19 protein-coding genes are annotated in these 17,567 nt (G+C 58.2%); 8 read left to right on the top strand and 11 right to left on the bottom strand.

Translation table 11 applies throughout. The annotated features are described in order from the left end of the window. The 11 genes from paaZ to C8029_RS22825 form a co-directional block, all read right to left on the bottom strand. Positions 1-2,070 (bottom strand): phenylacetic acid degradation bifunctional protein PaaZ, encoded by a 2,070-nt coding sequence (gene paaZ, locus C8029_RS19510; protein WP_152003546.1) that lies wholly within the window; start codon positions 2,068-2,070, stop codon positions 1-3. A 23-nt stretch (positions 2,071-2,093) separates the two neighbouring features. Beyond that, on the bottom strand, positions 2,094-2,858 hold the full coding sequence (locus C8029_RS19515) for a Phenylacetic acid catabolic protein (protein ID WP_107722921.1): 765 nt from the start codon (positions 2,856-2,858) through the stop codon (positions 2,094-2,096). Further along, positions 2,848-3,924, bottom strand: a complete 1,077-nt coding sequence (paaE, locus tag C8029_RS19520; protein ID WP_107722922.1) for a 1,2-phenylacetyl-CoA epoxidase subunit PaaE — start codon at positions 3,922-3,924, stop codon at positions 2,848-2,850. The genes C8029_RS19515 and paaE overlap by 11 nt, the downstream gene beginning before the upstream one ends. A gap of 72 nt (positions 3,925-3,996) precedes the next feature. After that, positions 3,997-4,518: a 1,2-phenylacetyl-CoA epoxidase subunit PaaD gene (gene paaD / locus C8029_RS19525; protein WP_107722923.1), complete on the bottom strand. Its 522-nt coding sequence runs from the start codon at positions 4,516-4,518 to the stop codon at positions 3,997-3,999. A 5-nt stretch (positions 4,519-4,523) separates the two neighbouring features. Further along, a complete protein-coding gene (gene paaC, locus C8029_RS19530) occupies positions 4,524-5,294 on the bottom strand; it encodes a 1,2-phenylacetyl-CoA epoxidase subunit PaaC (RefSeq protein WP_226946402.1) in 771 nt (256 codons plus the stop codon). A gap of 68 nt (positions 5,295-5,362) precedes the next feature. Continuing rightward, on the bottom strand, positions 5,363-5,650 hold the full coding sequence (paaB, locus tag C8029_RS19535) for a 1,2-phenylacetyl-CoA epoxidase subunit PaaB (protein ID WP_107722925.1): 288 nt from the start codon (positions 5,648-5,650) through the stop codon (positions 5,363-5,365). Between the two features lie 26 nt (positions 5,651-5,676). Beyond that, positions 5,677-6,675: a 1,2-phenylacetyl-CoA epoxidase subunit PaaA gene (gene paaA, locus C8029_RS19540; protein WP_107722926.1), complete on the bottom strand. Its 999-nt coding sequence runs from the start codon at positions 6,673-6,675 to the stop codon at positions 5,677-5,679. 21 nt (positions 6,676-6,696) lie between these two features. After that, the gene (gene pcaF / locus C8029_RS19545; protein ID WP_107722927.1) at positions 6,697-7,902 is read right to left on the bottom strand and encodes a 3-oxoadipyl-CoA thiolase; all 1,206 of its coding nucleotides are present in this window, start codon (positions 7,900-7,902) and stop codon (positions 6,697-6,699) included. Positions 7,903-8,049: 147 nt separating this feature from the next. Continuing rightward, positions 8,050-8,883: a PaaX family transcriptional regulator gene (locus C8029_RS19550; RefSeq protein WP_107722928.1), complete on the bottom strand. Its 834-nt coding sequence runs from the start codon at positions 8,881-8,883 to the stop codon at positions 8,050-8,052. A gap of 53 nt (positions 8,884-8,936) precedes the next feature. Next, positions 8,937-9,242, bottom strand: a complete 306-nt coding sequence (locus tag C8029_RS23050) for a type 2 periplasmic-binding domain-containing protein (protein WP_353617622.1) — start codon at positions 9,240-9,242, stop codon at positions 8,937-8,939. A gap of 17 nt (positions 9,243-9,259) precedes the next feature. Then, a complete protein-coding gene (locus C8029_RS22825) occupies positions 9,260-9,814 on the bottom strand; it encodes a LysR family transcriptional regulator (RefSeq protein ID WP_152003547.1) in 555 nt (184 codons plus the stop codon). A 99-nt stretch (positions 9,815-9,913) separates the two neighbouring features. Here C8029_RS22825 and styA point away from each other — a divergent pair, with 99 nt between their 5' ends. The 8 genes from styA (at position 9,914) to C8029_RS19600 (ending at position 17,327) form a co-directional block, all read left to right on the top strand. After that, a complete protein-coding gene (gene styA / locus C8029_RS19565; protein WP_107722930.1) occupies positions 9,914-11,164 on the top strand; it encodes a styrene monooxygenase subunit StyA in 1,251 nt (416 codons plus the stop codon). A 66-nt stretch (positions 11,165-11,230) separates the two neighbouring features. Further along, positions 11,231-11,626, top strand: coding sequence for an OmpW/AlkL family protein (locus C8029_RS23165; protein WP_152003548.1), 396 nt, complete (start codon positions 11,231-11,233; stop codon positions 11,624-11,626). Beyond that, complete coding sequence (locus C8029_RS23170; protein ID WP_193217694.1) at positions 11,623-11,871, top strand: OmpW family outer membrane protein; 249 nt, start codon at positions 11,623-11,625, stop codon at positions 11,869-11,871. The genes C8029_RS23165 and C8029_RS23170 overlap by 4 nt, the downstream gene beginning before the upstream one ends. 60 nt (positions 11,872-11,931) lie before the next feature. Further along, positions 11,932-12,435 (top strand): flavin reductase family protein, encoded by a 504-nt coding sequence (locus C8029_RS19580; RefSeq protein ID WP_107722932.1) that lies wholly within the window; start codon positions 11,932-11,934, stop codon positions 12,433-12,435. A gap of 56 nt (positions 12,436-12,491) precedes the next feature. After that, positions 12,492-13,040, top strand: a complete 549-nt coding sequence (gene styC / locus C8029_RS19585; protein WP_226946403.1) for a styrene-oxide isomerase StyC — start codon at positions 12,492-12,494, stop codon at positions 13,038-13,040. Between the two features lie 33 nt (positions 13,041-13,073). Then, positions 13,074-13,394: an EthD family reductase gene (locus C8029_RS23055; RefSeq protein WP_107722860.1), complete on the top strand. Its 321-nt coding sequence runs from the start codon at positions 13,074-13,076 to the stop codon at positions 13,392-13,394. Positions 13,395-13,498: 104 nt separating this feature from the next. Beyond that, the gene (locus C8029_RS19595) at positions 13,499-14,902 is read left to right on the top strand and encodes an aldehyde dehydrogenase family protein (RefSeq protein WP_152003550.1); all 1,404 of its coding nucleotides are present in this window, start codon (positions 13,499-13,501) and stop codon (positions 14,900-14,902) included. Positions 14,903-15,155: 253 nt separating this feature from the next. Continuing rightward, positions 15,156-17,327 carry a ParB/RepB/Spo0J family partition protein gene (locus C8029_RS19600; RefSeq protein ID WP_107722862.1) on the top strand — a complete coding sequence of 724 codons (2,172 nt, stop codon included), beginning with the start codon at positions 15,156-15,158 and terminating at the stop codon, positions 17,325-17,327. Positions 17,328-17,567 lie beyond the last annotated feature (240 nt).

The raw sequence follows: 17,567 nt of genomic DNA on the forward strand, positions 1-17,567 counted from the left end.
TCACACTTCTTCCGGCAAGGGCCAGGTTTTGGCGACCATGGTTAGCACATCATATTGCGCAACCACTTCGTCGCGCTGGTTGGTCACGCGACAGTCCCACCGCACTTCGCCATAGACCGCCGCCTCACGCGGGTTGATTTCTTTGCACGTCAATCGCACCCGGAGACTGTCGCCAAAATAAACCGGCGTCAAAAATCGCAGGTTGTCGACACCATAGTTCGCCAACACAGGGCCGGGGTTGGGTTCAACAAACAGCCCCGCCGCGAAGGACGCGATCAAATACCCATGTGCCACACGATCCTCAAAGAACGGGTTCGCTTTGGCTGCGGCGCTGTTCATGTGAGCATAGAAGGTGTCGCCGGTGAACTCGGCGAAATGTTCCACGTCTTCCTTGGTAACAACACGCGCCTCGGTGACAATCTGCTCGCCCAGCCGCAACTCCGCCAACGATTTGCGGAACGGGTGTTCCCCCGTTTGCGTGTCCGCGCCCTCAAGCCACTGTCCGGTGACTGCGGACAAAAGCCGCGGCGTACCCTGAATGGCCGTGCGTTGCATAAAGTGTTTGACCCCACGCATGCCGCCCATTTCTTCGCCGCCGCCTGCGCGTCCCGGACCGCCATGCACCAGCGGGGCCAGTGGCGCGCCGTGTCCGGTCGAAGATTTCGCCGACGCGCGGTTGCCCAGCATGACCCGCCCATGAAATGGGGCCAGGCCAAGCGCCACATTCTGCGCCACCTTTAGATCGTCGGTGAACAGGGAACTCACCAAGGAGCCTTTGCCCATCCGCGCCAGCGTCACGGCCTCCTCAGCCTCCTCATAGGCCATAACGGTCGCGACGGGACCAAAGGCTTCGACATCATGTGGGGCGCGCGCCGACAGGGGATTGGCACAGCGCATCAGCACCGGATTGAGAAACGCGCCCTTTTCGGCGTCCCCCGACACCAATATCACATCACCCGGAGCGCCCCAGACGATTTCGGCCTCACGGGCAATTTCGGCAATTTTGTCGCGCACGCCATCCCGATCCGAAATCGAGGCCAAAGCCCCCATCCGGACCGCCTCATCTTCGGGCAAACCCACGCTGGTCTGGGCCAGCCGCGCCGAAATCGCCTCGATCACGGCCTGCTCATGGGCTTTCGGGACAATGAGGCGTCGGATTGCGGTGCATTTTTGCCCGGCTTTCACGGTCATCTCACGCACGGCTTCCTTCACAAACAGATCAAATTCGGGGCTGTCTGGGCCTGCATCGCTGCCAAGAATCGCAGCGTTCAGGCTGTCGGCCTCCATGGTGAACCGGGTGGAATTTGCAATCACAGCTGGATGTGCTTTGAGCTTATGTCCGGTCGCCGCTGATCCGGTAAAGGTCACCGCATCCTGTCCGGTGATATGGTCAAGCATATCACCCACCGATCCACATATCAGTTGCAAAGCGCCTTCGGGCAAGATCTCCGTCTCGAGCATCCGGCGCACCACCAGTTCGGTCAGATAAGCGGTCTGCGAGGCGGGTTTGACCAGACAGGGCACGCCGGCAATCAGCGCAGGCGCAATTTTTTCCAACATGCCCCAGACTGGAAAGTTGAAGGCGTTGATATGGATTGCGATGCCGCTCAGCGGGGTCAGGATATGCTGCGCGACAAAACTGCCGTCGCGGGACAGTTGCTCGACGTCACCTTCGGGCAGGACTTTGGTGTTGGGCAATTCACGGCGTGCCTTGGAGGCAAAGGCCAGCATAGTACCGATGCCGCCGTCGATATCGACAAAGCCGTCCTTGCGCGTGGCACCAGTGGCAAAATTCTCCTGATAAAACTCTTCTTTCAGTTCCATCAGTTTGAGCGCGACCGCTTTCAGCATCAGAGCGCGTTCATGGAACGTATAGCCGCACAAGGCGGCACCGCCAACGTCGCGGCCCCAGTCCAGCGCCCCGGCAAAATCGATCCCGTCAGAACCGATAAAAGCATGTGTCACGCCCGTGGCAGCATTGGCCAGCGGTTTGCCCTCACCCTGCCCTGAGCGCCAGGCCCCTTGCACGTAACTTTCCAGCCGTCGCGCGGTGCGTCCCGTATCCAGCATTGCCTTGTCCTTCCAGTCTGTCTTTATATCAGCTTCAACGCCGCAAGCCGGGTTTCGGCATCGGCCCGCCACGCTTGCCGCAGGGTTTCATTGTCGGTTCGGCGCAGCCCCATCTCGCACAGCCGTGCAAAACGATCTGATTGCGCCGGACCAAAGGTCTCCGCCACGCGCGGCATCCAATACGCCACAGAGGCCCGTGCCACGGTCTGCTCTATGGCGTCTGTTGCGATCTGCTCAAGCGCTTCGAGTCCCAGCGCCATATGCCGTTGTTCGCAGGGCAAGATGTCGTGCAAAACCTCGGCCAGCGGCTGATATGAACAGTGAGACAGCTCTTTGAGGCTGTGCACCGTCGCGAGCCCCATCAGCACATTCATCACCACGGCATCGGTCCAGCCGGTGAGAGGGTAATGAAACACAGACAGGCGCATATCGCCGCCATGACGCTTGGCTTCCAGCGAACTCTCCCGGTTGACCCGCGCGGCCCAGTTGTGCGCTTTTTCGTAAAGTACTTTGTCGGTGCCAAAAGCCTCCATCAGATCAAGCACCCGCTCGGCGTGATCCGCCTTTTCCAACGTGATCCGGCTGGCTGCGATGCGCGCCTTGATCCCCGGTGCCATGTTGATCGTCGCCGCGAAACCGGCGGAACCTGCCAGTTCGCTGTCCACAAAGGACGACATCAACCGCAGCAATTCCCCGCGATAGCGAGAGGCCACATTTTCGGGTGAGCTTAGGCGACCCCCGCGGGCAAGATAGGCGCCAGTGTCCATGGTATCAGGATCATTCGTCATAGCTCAGCACCACCTTGTCAGAGAGCGGAATACATTGGCACGACAGGACATAGCCGGCCCGCACTTCGTAATCCTCAAGCGCGTGGTTGATTTCCATCTCGACCTCACCCTCAAGCACCTTGGCGCGGCAGGTCGAACACACGCCGGCCTTACACGCATAAGGCGCGTCCATATTGTTGCTGAGTGCCGCGTCCAACACGACCGTGCCGTCTTTAGGCATCGTGAAATTGCGCGTCACCCCATCGAGCGTCACTGACACGTCACAGGTGTTTCCCACAGACCCGGTCCGGTGTGACACAGCCCGTTTTTTGGCGCGCCCGCCCTGTCCCGAGGCGAACAGCTCGAACTTAATTTGCGCGTCGCTCAAGCCCTGTTTGCGCAGGCTGTCAGCGATGGTCAGCATCATCGGTTCTGGACCACAAATAAAGGCGGTGTCGATGCTGTCGGCGTCGATCCAAAGACGGAACAGCATATCCATTTTATCCGCGTCGATGCGCCCGGTGAACAGGTCGATTTCCTGACCTTCACTTTCAAGGATATGCACCACAGAAAAGCGGCCAAGGTAGGTGTTTTTGAGATCTTCCAACTCTTCGCGGAACATGATCGAGCCAACCTGCCGATTGGCATAGACCAGGGTGAAAGCGGCCTTTGGTTCGCGCGCAAGCACGGTTTTGATGATCGACAGAACCGGAGTGATCCCCGACCCGCCAGCAAAACCAAGGTACTCTTTGGCCTTCTCAGGTTCGATCTGGGTATAGAATCGGCCCTGCGGCGGCATCGCATCCAAGGTGTCGCCGAGTTTGAGTTCTTCGTTCATCCATGTGGAAAAGGTGCCACCATCGACACGCTTGACGCCGACCTTCAGGCATCCTTCGTCAAGCCCAGAACAGATCGAGTAGGAACGGCGCAATTCCTCCCCCTCAAAATCGCGGCGAAACGTTAGGTATTGGCCCTGTGTAAAGGCAAAGACCGTAGCAGCGGCCTCTTTTGATTTCAAAGTAACAACCACGGCATCGCGCGTTTCGCGACGGATATCCATGACCTCAAGGGGATGAAAACGGGACATATCAGACCTCCTCCTGTCCGAACAAATCGTGAAATGATGAACAGGGCGATTTAAGTCGCCCCGACGTCGGCCTCAGTGGCATTTGAAATAGTCAAACGGCTCAAGACAGTCCTTGCAGCGGTAGTTGGCCTTGCACGGTGTGGAACCGAACTGACTGACTTTCTCGGTGTGGGTCGAGCCACAGCGCGGACATGCAATGACAAGGTTTGCCCCCCCCGCAAGCCGCTCGGCGCGCGCCGCCAGATGACCATCTGATGCGGTCCCGTCGACCGGTGGCGCAATGCCATAGTCCTTAAGTTTGTCGCGCGCTGCGGGGGTGATCCAATCGGTGGTCCAAGGCGGCGACAGGCGCCGTTCCAGCCGCAGTTTTTCAATGCCTTTGCTACGCAGATGCGTCTCGATGTCAAAATCGATCACCGCCAAAGCGGGGCAACCGGAATAGGTTGGCGTAACCGCCACCATCAACGTGTCGCCCTCATAGGCGACCTCGCGGATGATACCTAAATCTGTCACCGAGATCACCGGAATTTCCGGGTCAGGTACTTCACCAAGCCAGTCCCAAACTTGATCAACGGAGGGCAGTGTGCGATTCATTCAGATCACCATGCAGCCCCGGGATAGGCCCGCTGCAAAAACTGCATTTCCGCCAGAATAAAGCCCAGATGCTCGGTGTGCCGCCCTTGCTTGCCGCCGCGGTGTACATCGGCCGAGCGTTCCGGCAGGGACAAGGTCGCCTCGTTCAACACCTCACGCAAGGTCGCGGTCCATGCGTCTTTGATCTCGGAAGGGCGCGGTGCGATCCCGGCCTTGGCAACTGCCGCGTCCACGTCATCCTCCAAAAACAACTCGCCCGTATAGGGCCAAAGGTGATCAAGCGCGGCCTGCATCCGAACATGGCTTTCGTCCGTTCCGTCCCCGAGCCGGATCACCAGATCGGAACTGCGCTCAAGGTGATAGGCCACCTCTTTCAACGCTTTCACGGCAATCTCTGCCACGCGCGGGCTTGCAGATGTGGTGAGCCGCGTCAGCAGCTCATAGTGCCAGGCATCGTATAAGAATTCACGCATCAGCGTCTGTCCGATGTCACCGTTGGGCACTTCGACAAGCTGCACATTTCGGAACTTCATCGCGTCGCGAAGATAGGCAATATTGTCTGCGGTATGGCCTTTGCCTTCGACCTCGGCGGCGAGACCCAGCCACATTTGAGTGTGGCCAATCAGGTCAAGCGCGGTGTTGGCCAGCGCAATATCCTCTTCCAGTGCGGGCCCATGACCGCACCATTCCGAGGTCCGATGGCCAAGCACCAAAGTGTTGTCCCCGATCCGACAAAGCCAATCAAAAAAGACGGGTTTGAATGCCTCGTCCGTCACATAGGAATCCTGGGGATCCTGCGAAGCCGATCCAGCCACGCCCGGTTCCCGTTCACTCACGGCCGACATCACATATGCCCCACTTCGTCGGGAATATCGAAAAAGGTCGGGTGGCGATAAACTTTGCTTTCCGCCGGATCAAACAGCGGCCCCTTATCCGACGGGGCCGATGCGGTGATTGCCGCCGACGGCACGACCCAGATCGAAACACCCTCCTTGCGACGCGTATAAACGTCACGGGCATGGTTGATCGCCATTTCTGCGTCCGACGCGTGCAGGCTGCCCACATGGCGGTGGTTCAGACCGTGCTGGCCTCGAATAAAAATTTCCCAAAGGGGCCATTCTTTTTTTGACATGTCGTGTCCTCCTCACTCCACTGTGTTCACTCGGCAGCCAGGCCGGCCGTCTTCCGCCGCTGTACGGCTTTGTCTGCATAGGCAACCAGCCCGTCGCGAAACCATTCCCCGTCGTCCCAGGCTTTTTTCCGCGCGCCAAGACGCTCTTCGTTGCAGGGGCCGTTGCCTTTGATCACCTCGAAAAACTCGGCCCAGTCGGGTTGTGAAAAATCGTAATCCCCACGCTCTTCGTTCCACTTGAGATCCGGGTCCGGCACGCTCAAACCAAGGTATTCGGCCTGCGGCACCGTTTGGTCGACAAACTTCTGGCGCAGCTCGTCATTGGTATCGATCTTGATTTTCCACGCCAGAGATTGAGCGGAATGCACCGAATCCTTGTCCGAAGGACCGAACATCATCAACGCCGGATACCAAAAGCGATTAAGCGCATCTTGGGCCATTTCTTTTTGCTCGGGTGTGCCATTCGCCATCTTCATCATGATGGAATAGCCCTGTCGCTGGTGGAACGACTCTTCCTTGCAAATGCGGATCATCGCGCGGGAATAGGGGCCATAAGACGTGCGTTGCAACGGCACCTGGTTCATGATGGCGGCACCATCGACCAGCCACCCCACAGCGCCCATATCGGCCCAATTCAGCGTGGGATAGTTGAAGATCGAGCTGTATTTCATCGCGCCAGACAACAGTTTTTCGGTGAGATCATCACGCGACACACCCAGCGTCTCGGCGGCAGAATAAAGATATAGCCCATGCCCCGCTTCGTCCTGCACTTTGGCCAAAAGGATGGCCTTACGCTCCAACGTCGGCGCGCGTGTCACCCAATTCCCTTCAGGCAGTTGGCCGACGATTTCCGAATGGGCGTGTTGACCGATCTGGCGGATCAGCGTTTTACGGTAACCCTCCGGCATCCATTCCTTTGGTTCGATTTTTTCGTTGCGGTCGATCCGCTCCTGAAAGACGCGTTCCTCGGGGGTCATCCCCTCCGGGGACTTCATGCCTTCCGATTCCACCATCTGTGCATACATAGTCGTGCCTCCCTAAAAGGTTCAAATACGTTCGATAATCATGGCGATACCCTGCCCGACGCCCACACACATGGTGCAAAGCGCATAGCGCCCACCCGTGCGGTGGAGTTGTCGGGTCGCCGTCAGAACCAGACGCGCGCCTGACATACCCAGCGGGTGACCTATCGCAATGGCCCCACCATTTGCGTTTACATGGGCGGCGTCATCGGACAGGCCAAGTTCGCGCAGCACGGCAAGCCCCTGTGCGGCAAAGGCCTCATTCAATTCAATCACGTCCATCTGTTCAAGGCTCATTCCCGCACGCGCCAGAACCCGGTGTGTTGCGGGCACCGGTCCCACCCCCATGATGCGCGGCGCAACACCTGCCGCCGCCATGGCGACAACGCGCGCCTTAGGCGTCAGACCATTGGCCTTAGCCGCAGCTTCTGAGGCAACGATCACACCCGCAGCGCCGTCATTCACGCCGCTGGCATTGCCCGCTGTCACGCTCAGTTCCGGGCCGTTCACGCCACGCAATCTCGCAAGGCTCTCAGCCGTCGTACCCGGGCGCGGATGTTCATCGGTGTCTACAATCAGCGGATCGCCCTTGCGTTGCGGGATGCGGACTGGGACTATTTCCTCGGCAAACACACCAGCCGCCTGAGCCTTGGCCCAACGGGCCTGACTGCGCGCAGCAAACGCATCCTGATCGGCGCGGCTTATGCCGTACTCCTCGGCCACATTGTCAGCGGTTTCCGGCATTGAATGCGTGCCAAAAACTGTGTCCATCTTGGGGTTTTTGAACCGCCAGCCGATGGTCGTATCGTAAATCTCGGCATTGCGCGAAAACGCCGATGTGGCCTTGGCGACCACAAAGGGTGCCCGGCTCATGCTTTCAACGCCTCCCGCCAGCAAAATGTCTCCATCGCCAGCGCGGATGGTCCGGGCGGCAAGCCCGATGGCATCCATCCCCGACCCACACAAACGATTGACGGTGGTGCCCGGCACTTCGATCGGGACACCGGCCAAAAGTGCCGCCATGCGCGCCACGTTGCGGTTGTCTTCGCCGGCTTGGTTTGCACAGCCCAAGATCACGTCATCAATCTGTGCCCAATCCACGTCGGGATTGCGGTCGATCAACGCGCGCAATGGGATTGCGGCAAGATCATCCGCCCGCACCCCTGACAGCGCTCCGCCATATCGGCCGACCGGAGTCCGCACCGCATCACAGATGAAAGCTTCTGGCATATATATCTCCTCCGCCACGATTCGGTCCACCCCTCAAATTGATCGACCGATCGGTCGTTGATATAGATGAGCAAACATCACATGTAAATCAGAATTATTTTTTTTTGTGATGTTTTGAGGTGCAGCGCTGCTAAAGCTGCCAACGAGTCATGCAAGCGACGCCCGTAACCGGGCAAGTCTGGTCAACGTGGCCTTGGTATCGCGTGGCAGAAATCCGCTCTGATTCTGGAACTGCGCGGCAATATGCCTGTCGGCTGCCGGAGAAAGCGCGAGATACAATCGCGTGAAAAGATCCTGGGCCGCATCGGCAGGCCATTCATCCGGGCAAGCATGCAGTGGCAGTTGCGGATCCGCCAACGCGGCACGCCGATAGTCATCGACAAGCCTTAGCCGCAATGTCAATGCCGTACTCCCACTGGCCGTCGCTTCATCAAGCCGCTCCATCAGATGAGCGTAGCGATCAATGACACGCTTGTAAGCGGTGGCGACATCGCACAGGGGCCAGTTCTGCGCAGCCAATGCAGGTATGTGTCCGGACACGGGATGCGCTTCAAAGATCACGCCATCAATGGCGCGCAAGTCGGTCCTTGCTGGAGCCAGAGCAACACCCGAGGCTAGACGCACCCATGGGAATGGCGCTTCGCCGCAAGCATCGGGCTCACGAAGCGCGACGAGCCAGCTTTCGGGTGTCGGGGGTGAATCGAAAAGAATGCGAGCGGCATCGCGAAATTCGGCTTGGGCAGCAGTCGAGAGGCGGTAAAAACTTTTGCGTCCCAAGCGCGCACCCTCCAGCCGTCCCGAACTGACGAGCCGCGACACGGCGGTGCGCACTAAGCTTTCGCTGATACCGTGTTCAGCACAACACTCAATGAGCGCGCCCATCCATAGCGTTCCGCCGCGAGGTTCAACCACGTCGCCGTATATCGTCACAATAAAATCGGGCGCGCGGGGGGGCGATACGGTGAGAAGAGGGTCGGTCATTCGGTTTTCACGTTATCCTGTTTATGACTCTTTAGTAATTTGCTTGAACCCGGTTACATACTGCCGACACGCGAGATCAGAAAATCTATGAGCGCACGGAGTCGACGCGGGAAAATTTTGGCCTCAGGAAAGACTATTCGGATCGGAATTGGTGCCAGCACATAGTCGGGTAAAACTTGTTCGAGTGCTGGCTTAGAATGAATAATCCAATCCGGTAAAATTGCCAGACCGACGTTTTGCCATGCAGCGCCTTCAGCAAAATCGACATCGTTCCCCTGCAACCTTGAGCAAATGGTGATCGACTGGCGTCCGTCCTCCGAGTCGAAGGTAAGCACATCAGATGGGTAAGCCCGTGGCACGAGGAGCGCATGCTGCTCTAGCTCGAGCGGAATCGACGGCGCCCGTGATTTCTCAGATAGTCCGGCGCGCCCACCACAATCCAGTGATGATTGCTGAGCAAGCGCTGTCGGTACGGACCTTCCAGTGCTGGGGTGCCAATGATGGCGAGGTCAAGCTTTGCATCAAGCAGGTCTGGGGGGCGGCGGTGTAGCGTGACATCGACAGTCAGCCCGGGATAAAGCTCCAGGAACTCGATCAAGAGCGGTAGCAGCACTCGCCGACCGTACGAATGCGGCGCAGAAATTCGCATGGTCCCGGAGATACGCGGGAGCTCTCCGTGGGCGACGCGCATCACCTCGGCGCGGGCGTCCAACATGTGTCGTACATGAGGTATCAGTTCCTCCGCTTCTCTCGTCGGGTACATTCGCCGGGTGGAACGAATGAAAAGCTGAATTCCCAGAGAGGCTTCGAGCGCGGCGATCTGCTTGCTGACCGTAGCCTGCGGAACGTTCAATGCTCGTGAGGTCTGGGAAAAATTCCTGCGATCCATGAGTTCGGCGAAGATTTCGTAGGCCTGAAGCCGATCGCTCATATCGATTTATTCCATTTTTGATAAGTCATATGCGATAATTTATCTTTCATTGACCGACCTGTCGATCTATTTTTACACAGGAGATCAAGGGAGGAAGCTATGACAAAGAAAATTGCCATCATTGGTGCGGGCACTGCGGGGCTGCAACTGGGGCTCTACCTGCTGCAAAAAGGGATCACACCACGTCTGTACACAGACCGTGCTCCCGAGGACTACGCAGGTTCGCGATTGATGAACACGGTCGCCCACCACCATGTTACGGTCGAGCGTGAGGATATACTCGGATGCAATCACTGGCCATCGAAGGAATACGGCTATTTCGGTCACTACTACTACATCGGCACGCCGGACCCGATCCATATCTTTGGCGACTTGGCGCAACCCAGCCGCGCCGTCGACTACCGCATCTATCAGCCGGCGCTCTTGCAAGACTATATCGACCGCGGCGGCGAGGTGGTTTACGGTCCTGTTGAGCATGACCAGATCGAATGCATTTCTGACGAGAGCGACCTTACCGTAATTTGTACCGGCAAAGGCGCGATCGGACAGATGTTTGGCCGCGATGACAGCTACTCTCCTTACGAACGCCCGCAACGAATGCTCTGCGTCGGTTTGTTCAAAGGCATCGCTGAGACCGAAACGCGCGCTGTGACGATGTATTTTTCTCCTGGCGCCGGCGAACTTATCGAGATCCCGACGTGGTCGTTCAACGGGTTCTGCAAGGCTCTCGTCTTTGAAAACCACATTGGCGGAGATCTTGAGATCCTCGCCCGCACCAAATATGATGATGACCCGCGTGCGTTCCTTGATCTGATGCTCGAGAAGATCAAAGCACACTACCCGACTCTTTATGCGCGCATTGATCGCGATGAGTTCGATCTTGCCAATTCGCCAATGGATATTTTGCAGGGCGGTGTCACCCCCACTGTTCGCAAGAGCCACACGCGGCTTGGCAATGGAAAGTTGGCAATTGCCCTGGGTGACGTCCATGCTGTCGTTGATCCGGTGCTGGGGCAAGGGGCCAATATGGCATCCTATGCTGCGGTCATTCTTGGTGAGGAGATCGTTGAAAACGACGTCTTCGACCAGCGCTTCCTAGAGAAGTTCGATGCACGCCGTGGCGACCGCGTCGTATGCGCAACCCGCTGGACAAACTACATGCTCGACAATTTGGCGTCTCTCGATCCGAGTCTGTTGGAGTTCATCGGCGGCATGGCGCAAAACCGCGCACTGGCAGATCAGTTCACCGAAGGCTTCAACCATCCTGAGCGTCAGTGGGATATCTTCTCCAGCCCTGAGCGTGTGAGGTCCACCATAGCAAGCGCACAGCAGGCGATGGCGGCCGAGTGAGGAAAATCGGTGCAGCGTGCAACCTGCGCCAGTTTTTGCCAGGGTTTTGCTAGGAAAAAATAGATTATGAAAACCAAACTAATCTGCGCGGCAGCACTGCTTGCTGCAACCGCCACACATGTGCAGGCTCAGGATGCTGGGCCCTGGTCGCTACGGCTCGGGTTGTCGCATATCGGGATGAATGAAAGCGCCGACATTTCACTGGGAGGTGCTACGGTTCCGGGCGCGAGCTTCACCACTGACGATGATTTGACGCCGACAATTGGCATCGGATATCGCTTTTCGGAGCGTTTTTCGGCAGAGTTAACTGTTGGTATCCCACCCACCGCCACCTTGAACGGTTCAGGGCCACTCTCTGGCCTCGAATTGGGCAAGGTCACTTATGGGCCGGCCACATTGACCGGACTCTATCATTTCCCTGAATTCGGCAATGGCTTGATGCCTATGTCGGCGGCGGCGTGAATTATACGATTATTTTTGACACGAGTGATGGCGCGATTGATGGCTTCGACGTGGACAATGCGTTTGCGCCGATCATTCAGGCTGGAATTGAGGGACCCTTGGGCAACAAGACGGGATGGTTCCTCGATGCGAAGTACATCGCACTTGAGACCAAGGCGCGTGGTACCGTTGGTGGGGTGCCAGCAGAAGCAGACATTACGCTTGATCCCCTGATCGTAACTGCGGGCGTCGTCGTACACTTTTAAATTTAAAAGCATTGACGCTCATCATTTCTCACAGGGCAAGCAAGAAAAAAGGAGAAGATCATGGTTGATGATCAAACATTTCGCGCGGCTCTCGCTGAATTGGCTGCGGGGGTAAACATCGTAACCACTCGCCTCGGAGAGGAGCGCCGAGGCATCACAGCGACCGCTGTCTGTTCAGTATGCGCAGAGCCCGCAACAATTCTGGCCTGCACTAACCAAAACACCGGGACCTTCAAGATGATCCGCGACGCGGGTCATTTCGCAGTCAATATTCTCGATTATGAACACCAGAACACTGCTGAAACTTTCGCCGGGCGAAGTGGGCTTCAAGGCGATGATCGGTTTGAGTCGTCGGCTTGGGCAAATGGAGATGTCCTGGGGATGCCAGTTCTGAATGGCGCAACCGCCTTGGAATGCGAAATTTCAGAGATCGTCAATTCCGGGACGCATGCAGTAATATTCGGTCGCGTAGTTGGCGCCAAGGTTCAGGGTATCACGCCCTTGGTTTACCATGGCGGTAGCTTTCGCGGCCTGACCGACGCCAACAAACGGGTGCCAGCCTGAGATTTCCGGGTTCGTAGAAAAAATGTCACGGACCATCAACACTAAGGGAGGATACTATGACTGACGAACACGTCGAACCGTGGAAGCTTACACTCCGCGACATTATGGCCGGGAACGGTGTACTGATGATTTTTGCTGCACTGGTGGGTGGGCTTGGCTACTGGATGTTCTTGCTGGGCGGCTTCGAGATTGTCCCGGGCTTTTTCGTCTCCTTTCAACTGCCCGGCACCGAACATGGATGGCGCGGAACCCATACCGGGCCAGTCTTGAACGGTCTTATGACAATCGCAGTCGCATTTGTTATACCTCATCTGAATTTCTCGGAAAAATGGGGTAAGATTTGGGGCTGGATCGTCATGCTGGACGGTTGGTCGAACGTTGTTTTCTATTGGGGATCCAACTTTTCGCCGAACCGGGCCCTAGCATTTGGCGACACGCCAATCGGCCCGTCCAACATTTTCAGCTTCATCGGACTCGCTCCGGCGTATGTGTTCGGCGTGCTGAACATGATCGCTCTGGTGGCGATTGGGCGTCAGGCAATAATCGTCGCAAAATCGCGCCGTGACAGAGGTGACCTCGCTGTAGGGACCCGCGGCGTCGTTTGACGGCAATGCCTCATCTCATAAAAGGAGGGATCTATGTATTGTCTTTGCGTTGAATATCCCACCCCGGTCGACCCGGACTACTTTAGGAACTATTACGATACGAGGCATCTCCCACTTGCGCAGCGACTCCCAGGTCTGATTTCCTACGAAGTGGCCTATCCTTCGCCGCTTAGGGAAGGTGCGCACTCGCCCTTCTGTGTCTTTCGCGCCTATTTCGCGTCGCCTGACGACATGCAGAAGGCCCTGTTTTCGGAAGAGGGGTCGGAAGTTGCCAGCGATGTGCCGAACTACTCGCCGAATGGGTGTCATATGTTTCACCATCCGGTCAATCTCACAAAGCAGGCTGCGGCATGACGCGGGGTTCACAGCACAAATCCGCGTTGCATGGGAAAGTTGGCAGCGAGCCTGTTGGCCAATTCCTATCCCGCGTTTTGCACTTCTTCAGAGGAAATTCCACCATGTCCACGACATTAAGCCCCGAACGTCCCATGTCCACAAATGGGGCGACCTTTCCTGTCCTCAACCCCTCGTCGGGTGAGGTAGCAGGATATGCCCCGAACGCCTCGCTCGCCGATCTCGATATTGCAGTGGCCGCTGCACAAGCCGCATTTAAAACTTGGTCCAAACTGTCTTCTGACGAGCTTCAAGCATATTGTGAAAAGGTCGCGACCACGATTGGCGAACATGCCGAGGAGCTGGCCGTTCTGATCACCAAGGAACAGGGCAAGCCTCTGAACGGACTTGGCTCGCGCTGGGAACTCGGTGGCGCGCAGGCTTGGGCCGGCTATTCCGCAAGCCTGTCGCTGCCAGTCAAGATCCTTCAAGACAATAACGAGGGCCATGTCGAACTGCACCGTAAACCCCTTGGCGTGGTCGGCTCCATCACCCCGTGGAACTTCCCCGTGATGATCGCGATTTGGCACATCATGCCGGCGCTGCGCACCGGCAATACCGTGGTGGTCAAGCCCTCACCCTTAACGCCACTTTCAACCATACGTCTTGGGGAGATTATGAGTGAGGTCCTGCCCTCAGGCGTGGTCAATGTCGTGACCGGCGACGACAAGGCGCTCAACCTCGGAGCCGCCATGTCGGCCCACACGGGCATCCGCAAGATCGTTTTCACCGGCTCTTGCGCGACGGGTCAGAAGGTCATGCAATCGGCCGCCGAAACCATGAAGCGTCTAACGCTGGAGATGGGCGGCAATGACGCCGGTATCGTCCTTCCCGATGCTGATCCCAAGGCGATTGCAGAGGGGCTGTTTTGGGGCGCGTTCATCAACAACGGCCAGACTTGCGCGGCCATGAAGCGCCTGTATGTACACGACTCGATCTATGACGAGGTCTGCGAAAACCTGGTCGCCTTTGCCAAGAACATTCCGGTCGGCGACGGGATGAACGAGGACAGCGTCCTTGGGCCGATTCAGAACGCCATGCAATTCGACAAGGTGCGGCGGCTTGTCGATGCGGGCGAGTCTGAGGGCCGGGTGCTTCTCGGCGGCGTGCCAGGCGAGGGTCTGTTCTTTCCGCCCACCATCATCGCCGACCTGTCGCAAGACAACCTTCTGGTCACCGAGGAGCAGTTTGGCCCGGTGCTTCCTGTGATCCGCTACACGGATGTGGAAAAGGCCATCGCGGCGGCGAATGACTCAAACAATGGTCTGGGAGGCTCGATCTGGACCTCCGACATCGAGAAAGGCCGCGAACTTGCCAAGCGGATGGAATGCGGATCGGTCTGGATCAACAAGCACGGTGCCATCCAGCCAAACGCGCCTTTCGGTGGGGTTAAGCAATCTGGCCTTGGGGTCGAGTTTGGCGAAGAGGGTCTCGCTGAGTATACTGATATTCAGGTGATCTTCTCTTAAACTTAGGATCGCAAAATCAAAGGAGCGGAACTCGAGATCGATCCGCTTCCACTTTCACGGATCGAATTCCCCCTCGGTTCGGGTAAGTTAAAATATTTGTATGGTCCAACCGAATGAAGGAGATCTGAGTGCTGGAATATCTTTAAATGTTCAACTCTCATTGAAAAAGAGCCAAAGAAAGGGAAGCCCGGGTGCCGGGCTTGAAAGGATAGAGAGAGTCTCATCCGGGCCCGGCGTGACAAGGACCCTGACCATGGCCAAGACCACTACCGGACCGAAACCCGCCACCGCGACGAAAACCGAAGCCGCCGGATTGGCAACGCCCGCCAGCGCTTCCGATATCCGCCTGATCCCGCTCGACCAGTTGGAACCCAGCCCGCTCAATGTCCGCAAAGTCGCCACAAGTGAGAAGGATGACGCGGAACTCTTCGCAAGTATTCGAGAGACTGGCATCAAGCAAAATCTGGTGGTCCATGCGCTGTCAGAGACACGTTTTGCGGTCGATGCTGGTGGTCGCCGTCTCAAGGCGCTGAAGCAGCTTGCCGATGACGGTATCATCCCCGCAGATCATCCTGTGCCCTGCCTCGTCGAAGATGAGCGCAATGCCATCCTCACCTCCGCCACAGAAAACCTCCAGCGGGTAGCGATGCATCCGGCTGACCAATTCGAGGCTTTTGAGGCGATGATCGCCGAGGGACGCAGCGAGGACGAGATTGCGCTGAAGTTCGGCGTTTCCGTCGACCTGGTGCGCCGCCGCCTCAAACTCGCCCGTGTCGCGCCGGAGATCATCGAGCAGTTTCGCGCGGGCGATTTGACCCTCGAATGCGTGATGGCCTTCACGCTGACCGACGACCATGATCGCCAACTGGCGGTCTGGAACGCGGTAAAGGGCGGCTATCACATCCATCCCCAGAGCATCAAACGCCACCTGACCGAGACCGCGCATTCCGCCAACTCGGCCCTCGGGCGCTTTGTCGGTATCGAGGCCTATGAGGCGGCCGGTGGCGTCCTGCTGCGCGATCTCTTCGACGATCGTGCCAGCGCCCATATGGAAAACCCCGAGCTCCTAGAGCGTCTCGCCATCGAAAAACTGCAGGCTGCGGCCAAACCCTTCGAGGCGGAGTGGAAATGGGTCGAGGTGCATCTCTCGGTGGATTACGGCGCGTTTCGCAGTTTCGGGCGGGTCTATCCGCGGGACATCGAACCCGATCCGGACCTGCTTGCCGAAGAAGAGCGTCTCGTCGCACGCGAAGAAGAACTGGCGGCGCAGAATGACGGTGAGGATTGGACGGACGCCGAGACCGACGAATACTATGCCATCGAGCCGCGTTTGCGTGAGATTGAAGCCCTTCAGCGCGAACGGCAGCCCTATGCCGACGAGGATCGCGCCATCGCCGGCGTGGTTCTGACCATCGGCCATGACGGGGCGTTGCGCGTCGAGAAGGGCCTCGTGCGGCCCGAGGATATTCCCGCCGCGCCCGAACCTGACGAGACCACCGCAGATGCGGATGGCGCCCCCTCCCCTGCCCACCCACACGTGACGCCGCCGACCTCCTCCACGCCGGTGCCGAGCTCCGACCCGGCCGCGACGTTGCGCAAGGCGGACGGGATTTCAGCGAGCCTCGCCGACGATCTGCGTGCGACGCGCCAGCATATCCTGCGGGCGCATCTGGCGGCGGATTTCGAGGTGGCGTTCGATGCGATGCTCTATGCGCTCTGCGAGCAGGCTCTGGGGCGGTCCTACAACAACGAGGCGCTCGACATCTCGATCCGGCCTTTCCAGGCGCAGAACCGCGAGGTGCTGCATGGGGATACTGTCGCCCAGAAGATGCTCGAGGCACTGGAACAGGACCTCGCCACCGACTGGATGAAGCTGGAGAAGCCCGAGGACTTCCGTGCGATGTCGGCGCTGCCTGTCGCAGACAAGCAGGCGCTCTTCGCCTGGGCATCAGGTCTGGCGCTCAAACCGCAGCTTTCCTCCGACAATCGCCCCTCCCCGATCATCGAGGAGATTGGCGCGCGTCTTGACGTCGATTTGGCGGCCTGCTGGCGCCCGACCGCGCAGAACTACTGGGGTCGGGTCAACAAGGGCCATGCAGTGGCCACGGCGCGCAAGCTGATCGGCGCGGATTACGCCGAGGATCGCAATCGCGAGCGCAAGGCTGATCTCGCGGCCGCGATGGAGCGGGCTTTCGCGGAAACGGCCGGGCAGACGGAAGGTTTCGACGCCGCCACGGTCGCCAGGACGACACGCTGGCTGCCCGAAGGCATGGTGTTTGCCGGTGCGGCGGACGTCGGTGCCGACATGGTTGGTGATGCGTCGGAGACCGACGAAGGGGACGTGCCCGCCACCGATCCTCTGACCGAGGCGGAGAGCGACGAACCGTCATCCTTGCCCGCCTTCCTCAGTGGGCATGCGGCCTGACGAAGCAAACACCGATCTGATTGCCACATGAGCTTTGGGCCGCCCTCACATCGAGGGCGGCTCTTTCCGGCTGACGGGTTGCCTACAGCCGATATCGGATCGGCTGGCCCGTCCCGGAGATATCCCATGACCACCACACTCGACCTTGACCCTGTGCGGGAAGCCGCGCTGATCGCCGCGCAGAATGACGCGTTTCGACGTTCCATCCTTGGCAATACCCCGGTCGCCGATGCCCCGCAG

It is taken from the genome of Roseobacter sp. TSBP12 (genome assembly GCF_009129705.1).
GTDB classification, from domain to species: Bacteria; Pseudomonadota; Alphaproteobacteria; order Rhodobacterales; family Rhodobacteraceae; genus Celeribacter; species Celeribacter baekdonensis_A.

Bases quoted from the DNA above. Each gene is read 5' to 3' on its own strand.
- paaZ (WP_152003546.1), bottom strand. From the start codon at position 2,070: ATGCTGGATACGGGACGCACCGCGCGACGGCTGGAAAGTTACGTGCAA.
- C8029_RS19515 (WP_107722921.1), bottom strand. From the start codon at position 2,858: ATGACGAATGATCCTGATACCATGGACACTGGCGCCTATCTTGCCCGC.
- paaE (WP_107722922.1), bottom strand. From the start codon at position 3,924: ATGTCCCGTTTTCATCCCCTTGAGGTCATGGATATCCGTCGCGAAACG.
- paaD (WP_107722923.1), bottom strand. From the start codon at position 4,518: ATGAATCGCACACTGCCCTCCGTTGATCAAGTTTGGGACTGGCTTGGT.
- paaB (WP_107722925.1), bottom strand. From the start codon at position 5,650: ATGTCAAAAAAAGAATGGCCCCTTTGGGAAATTTTTATTCGAGGCCAG.
- paaA (WP_107722926.1), bottom strand. From the start codon at position 6,675: ATGTATGCACAGATGGTGGAATCGGAAGGCATGAAGTCCCCGGAGGGG.
- pcaF (WP_107722927.1), bottom strand. From the start codon at position 7,902: ATGCCAGAAGCTTTCATCTGTGATGCGGTGCGGACTCCGGTCGGCCGA.
- C8029_RS19550 (WP_107722928.1), bottom strand. From the start codon at position 8,883: ATGACCGACCCTCTTCTCACCGTATCGCCCCCCCGCGCGCCCGATTTT.
- C8029_RS22825 (WP_152003547.1), bottom strand. From the start codon at position 9,814: ATGAGCGATCGGCTTCAGGCCTACGAAATCTTCGCCGAACTCATGGAT.
- styA (WP_107722930.1), top strand. From the start codon at position 9,914: ATGACAAAGAAAATTGCCATCATTGGTGCGGGCACTGCGGGGCTGCAA.
- C8029_RS23165 (WP_152003548.1), top strand. From the start codon at position 11,231: ATGAAAACCAAACTAATCTGCGCGGCAGCACTGCTTGCTGCAACCGCC.
- C8029_RS19580 (WP_107722932.1), top strand. From the start codon at position 11,932: ATGGTTGATGATCAAACATTTCGCGCGGCTCTCGCTGAATTGGCTGCG.
- styC (WP_226946403.1), top strand. From the start codon at position 12,492: ATGACTGACGAACACGTCGAACCGTGGAAGCTTACACTCCGCGACATT.
- C8029_RS23055 (WP_107722860.1), top strand. From the start codon at position 13,074: ATGTATTGTCTTTGCGTTGAATATCCCACCCCGGTCGACCCGGACTAC.
- C8029_RS19595 (WP_152003550.1), top strand. From the start codon at position 13,499: ATGTCCACGACATTAAGCCCCGAACGTCCCATGTCCACAAATGGGGCG.
- C8029_RS19600 (WP_107722862.1), top strand. From the start codon at position 15,156: ATGGCCAAGACCACTACCGGACCGAAACCCGCCACCGCGACGAAAACC.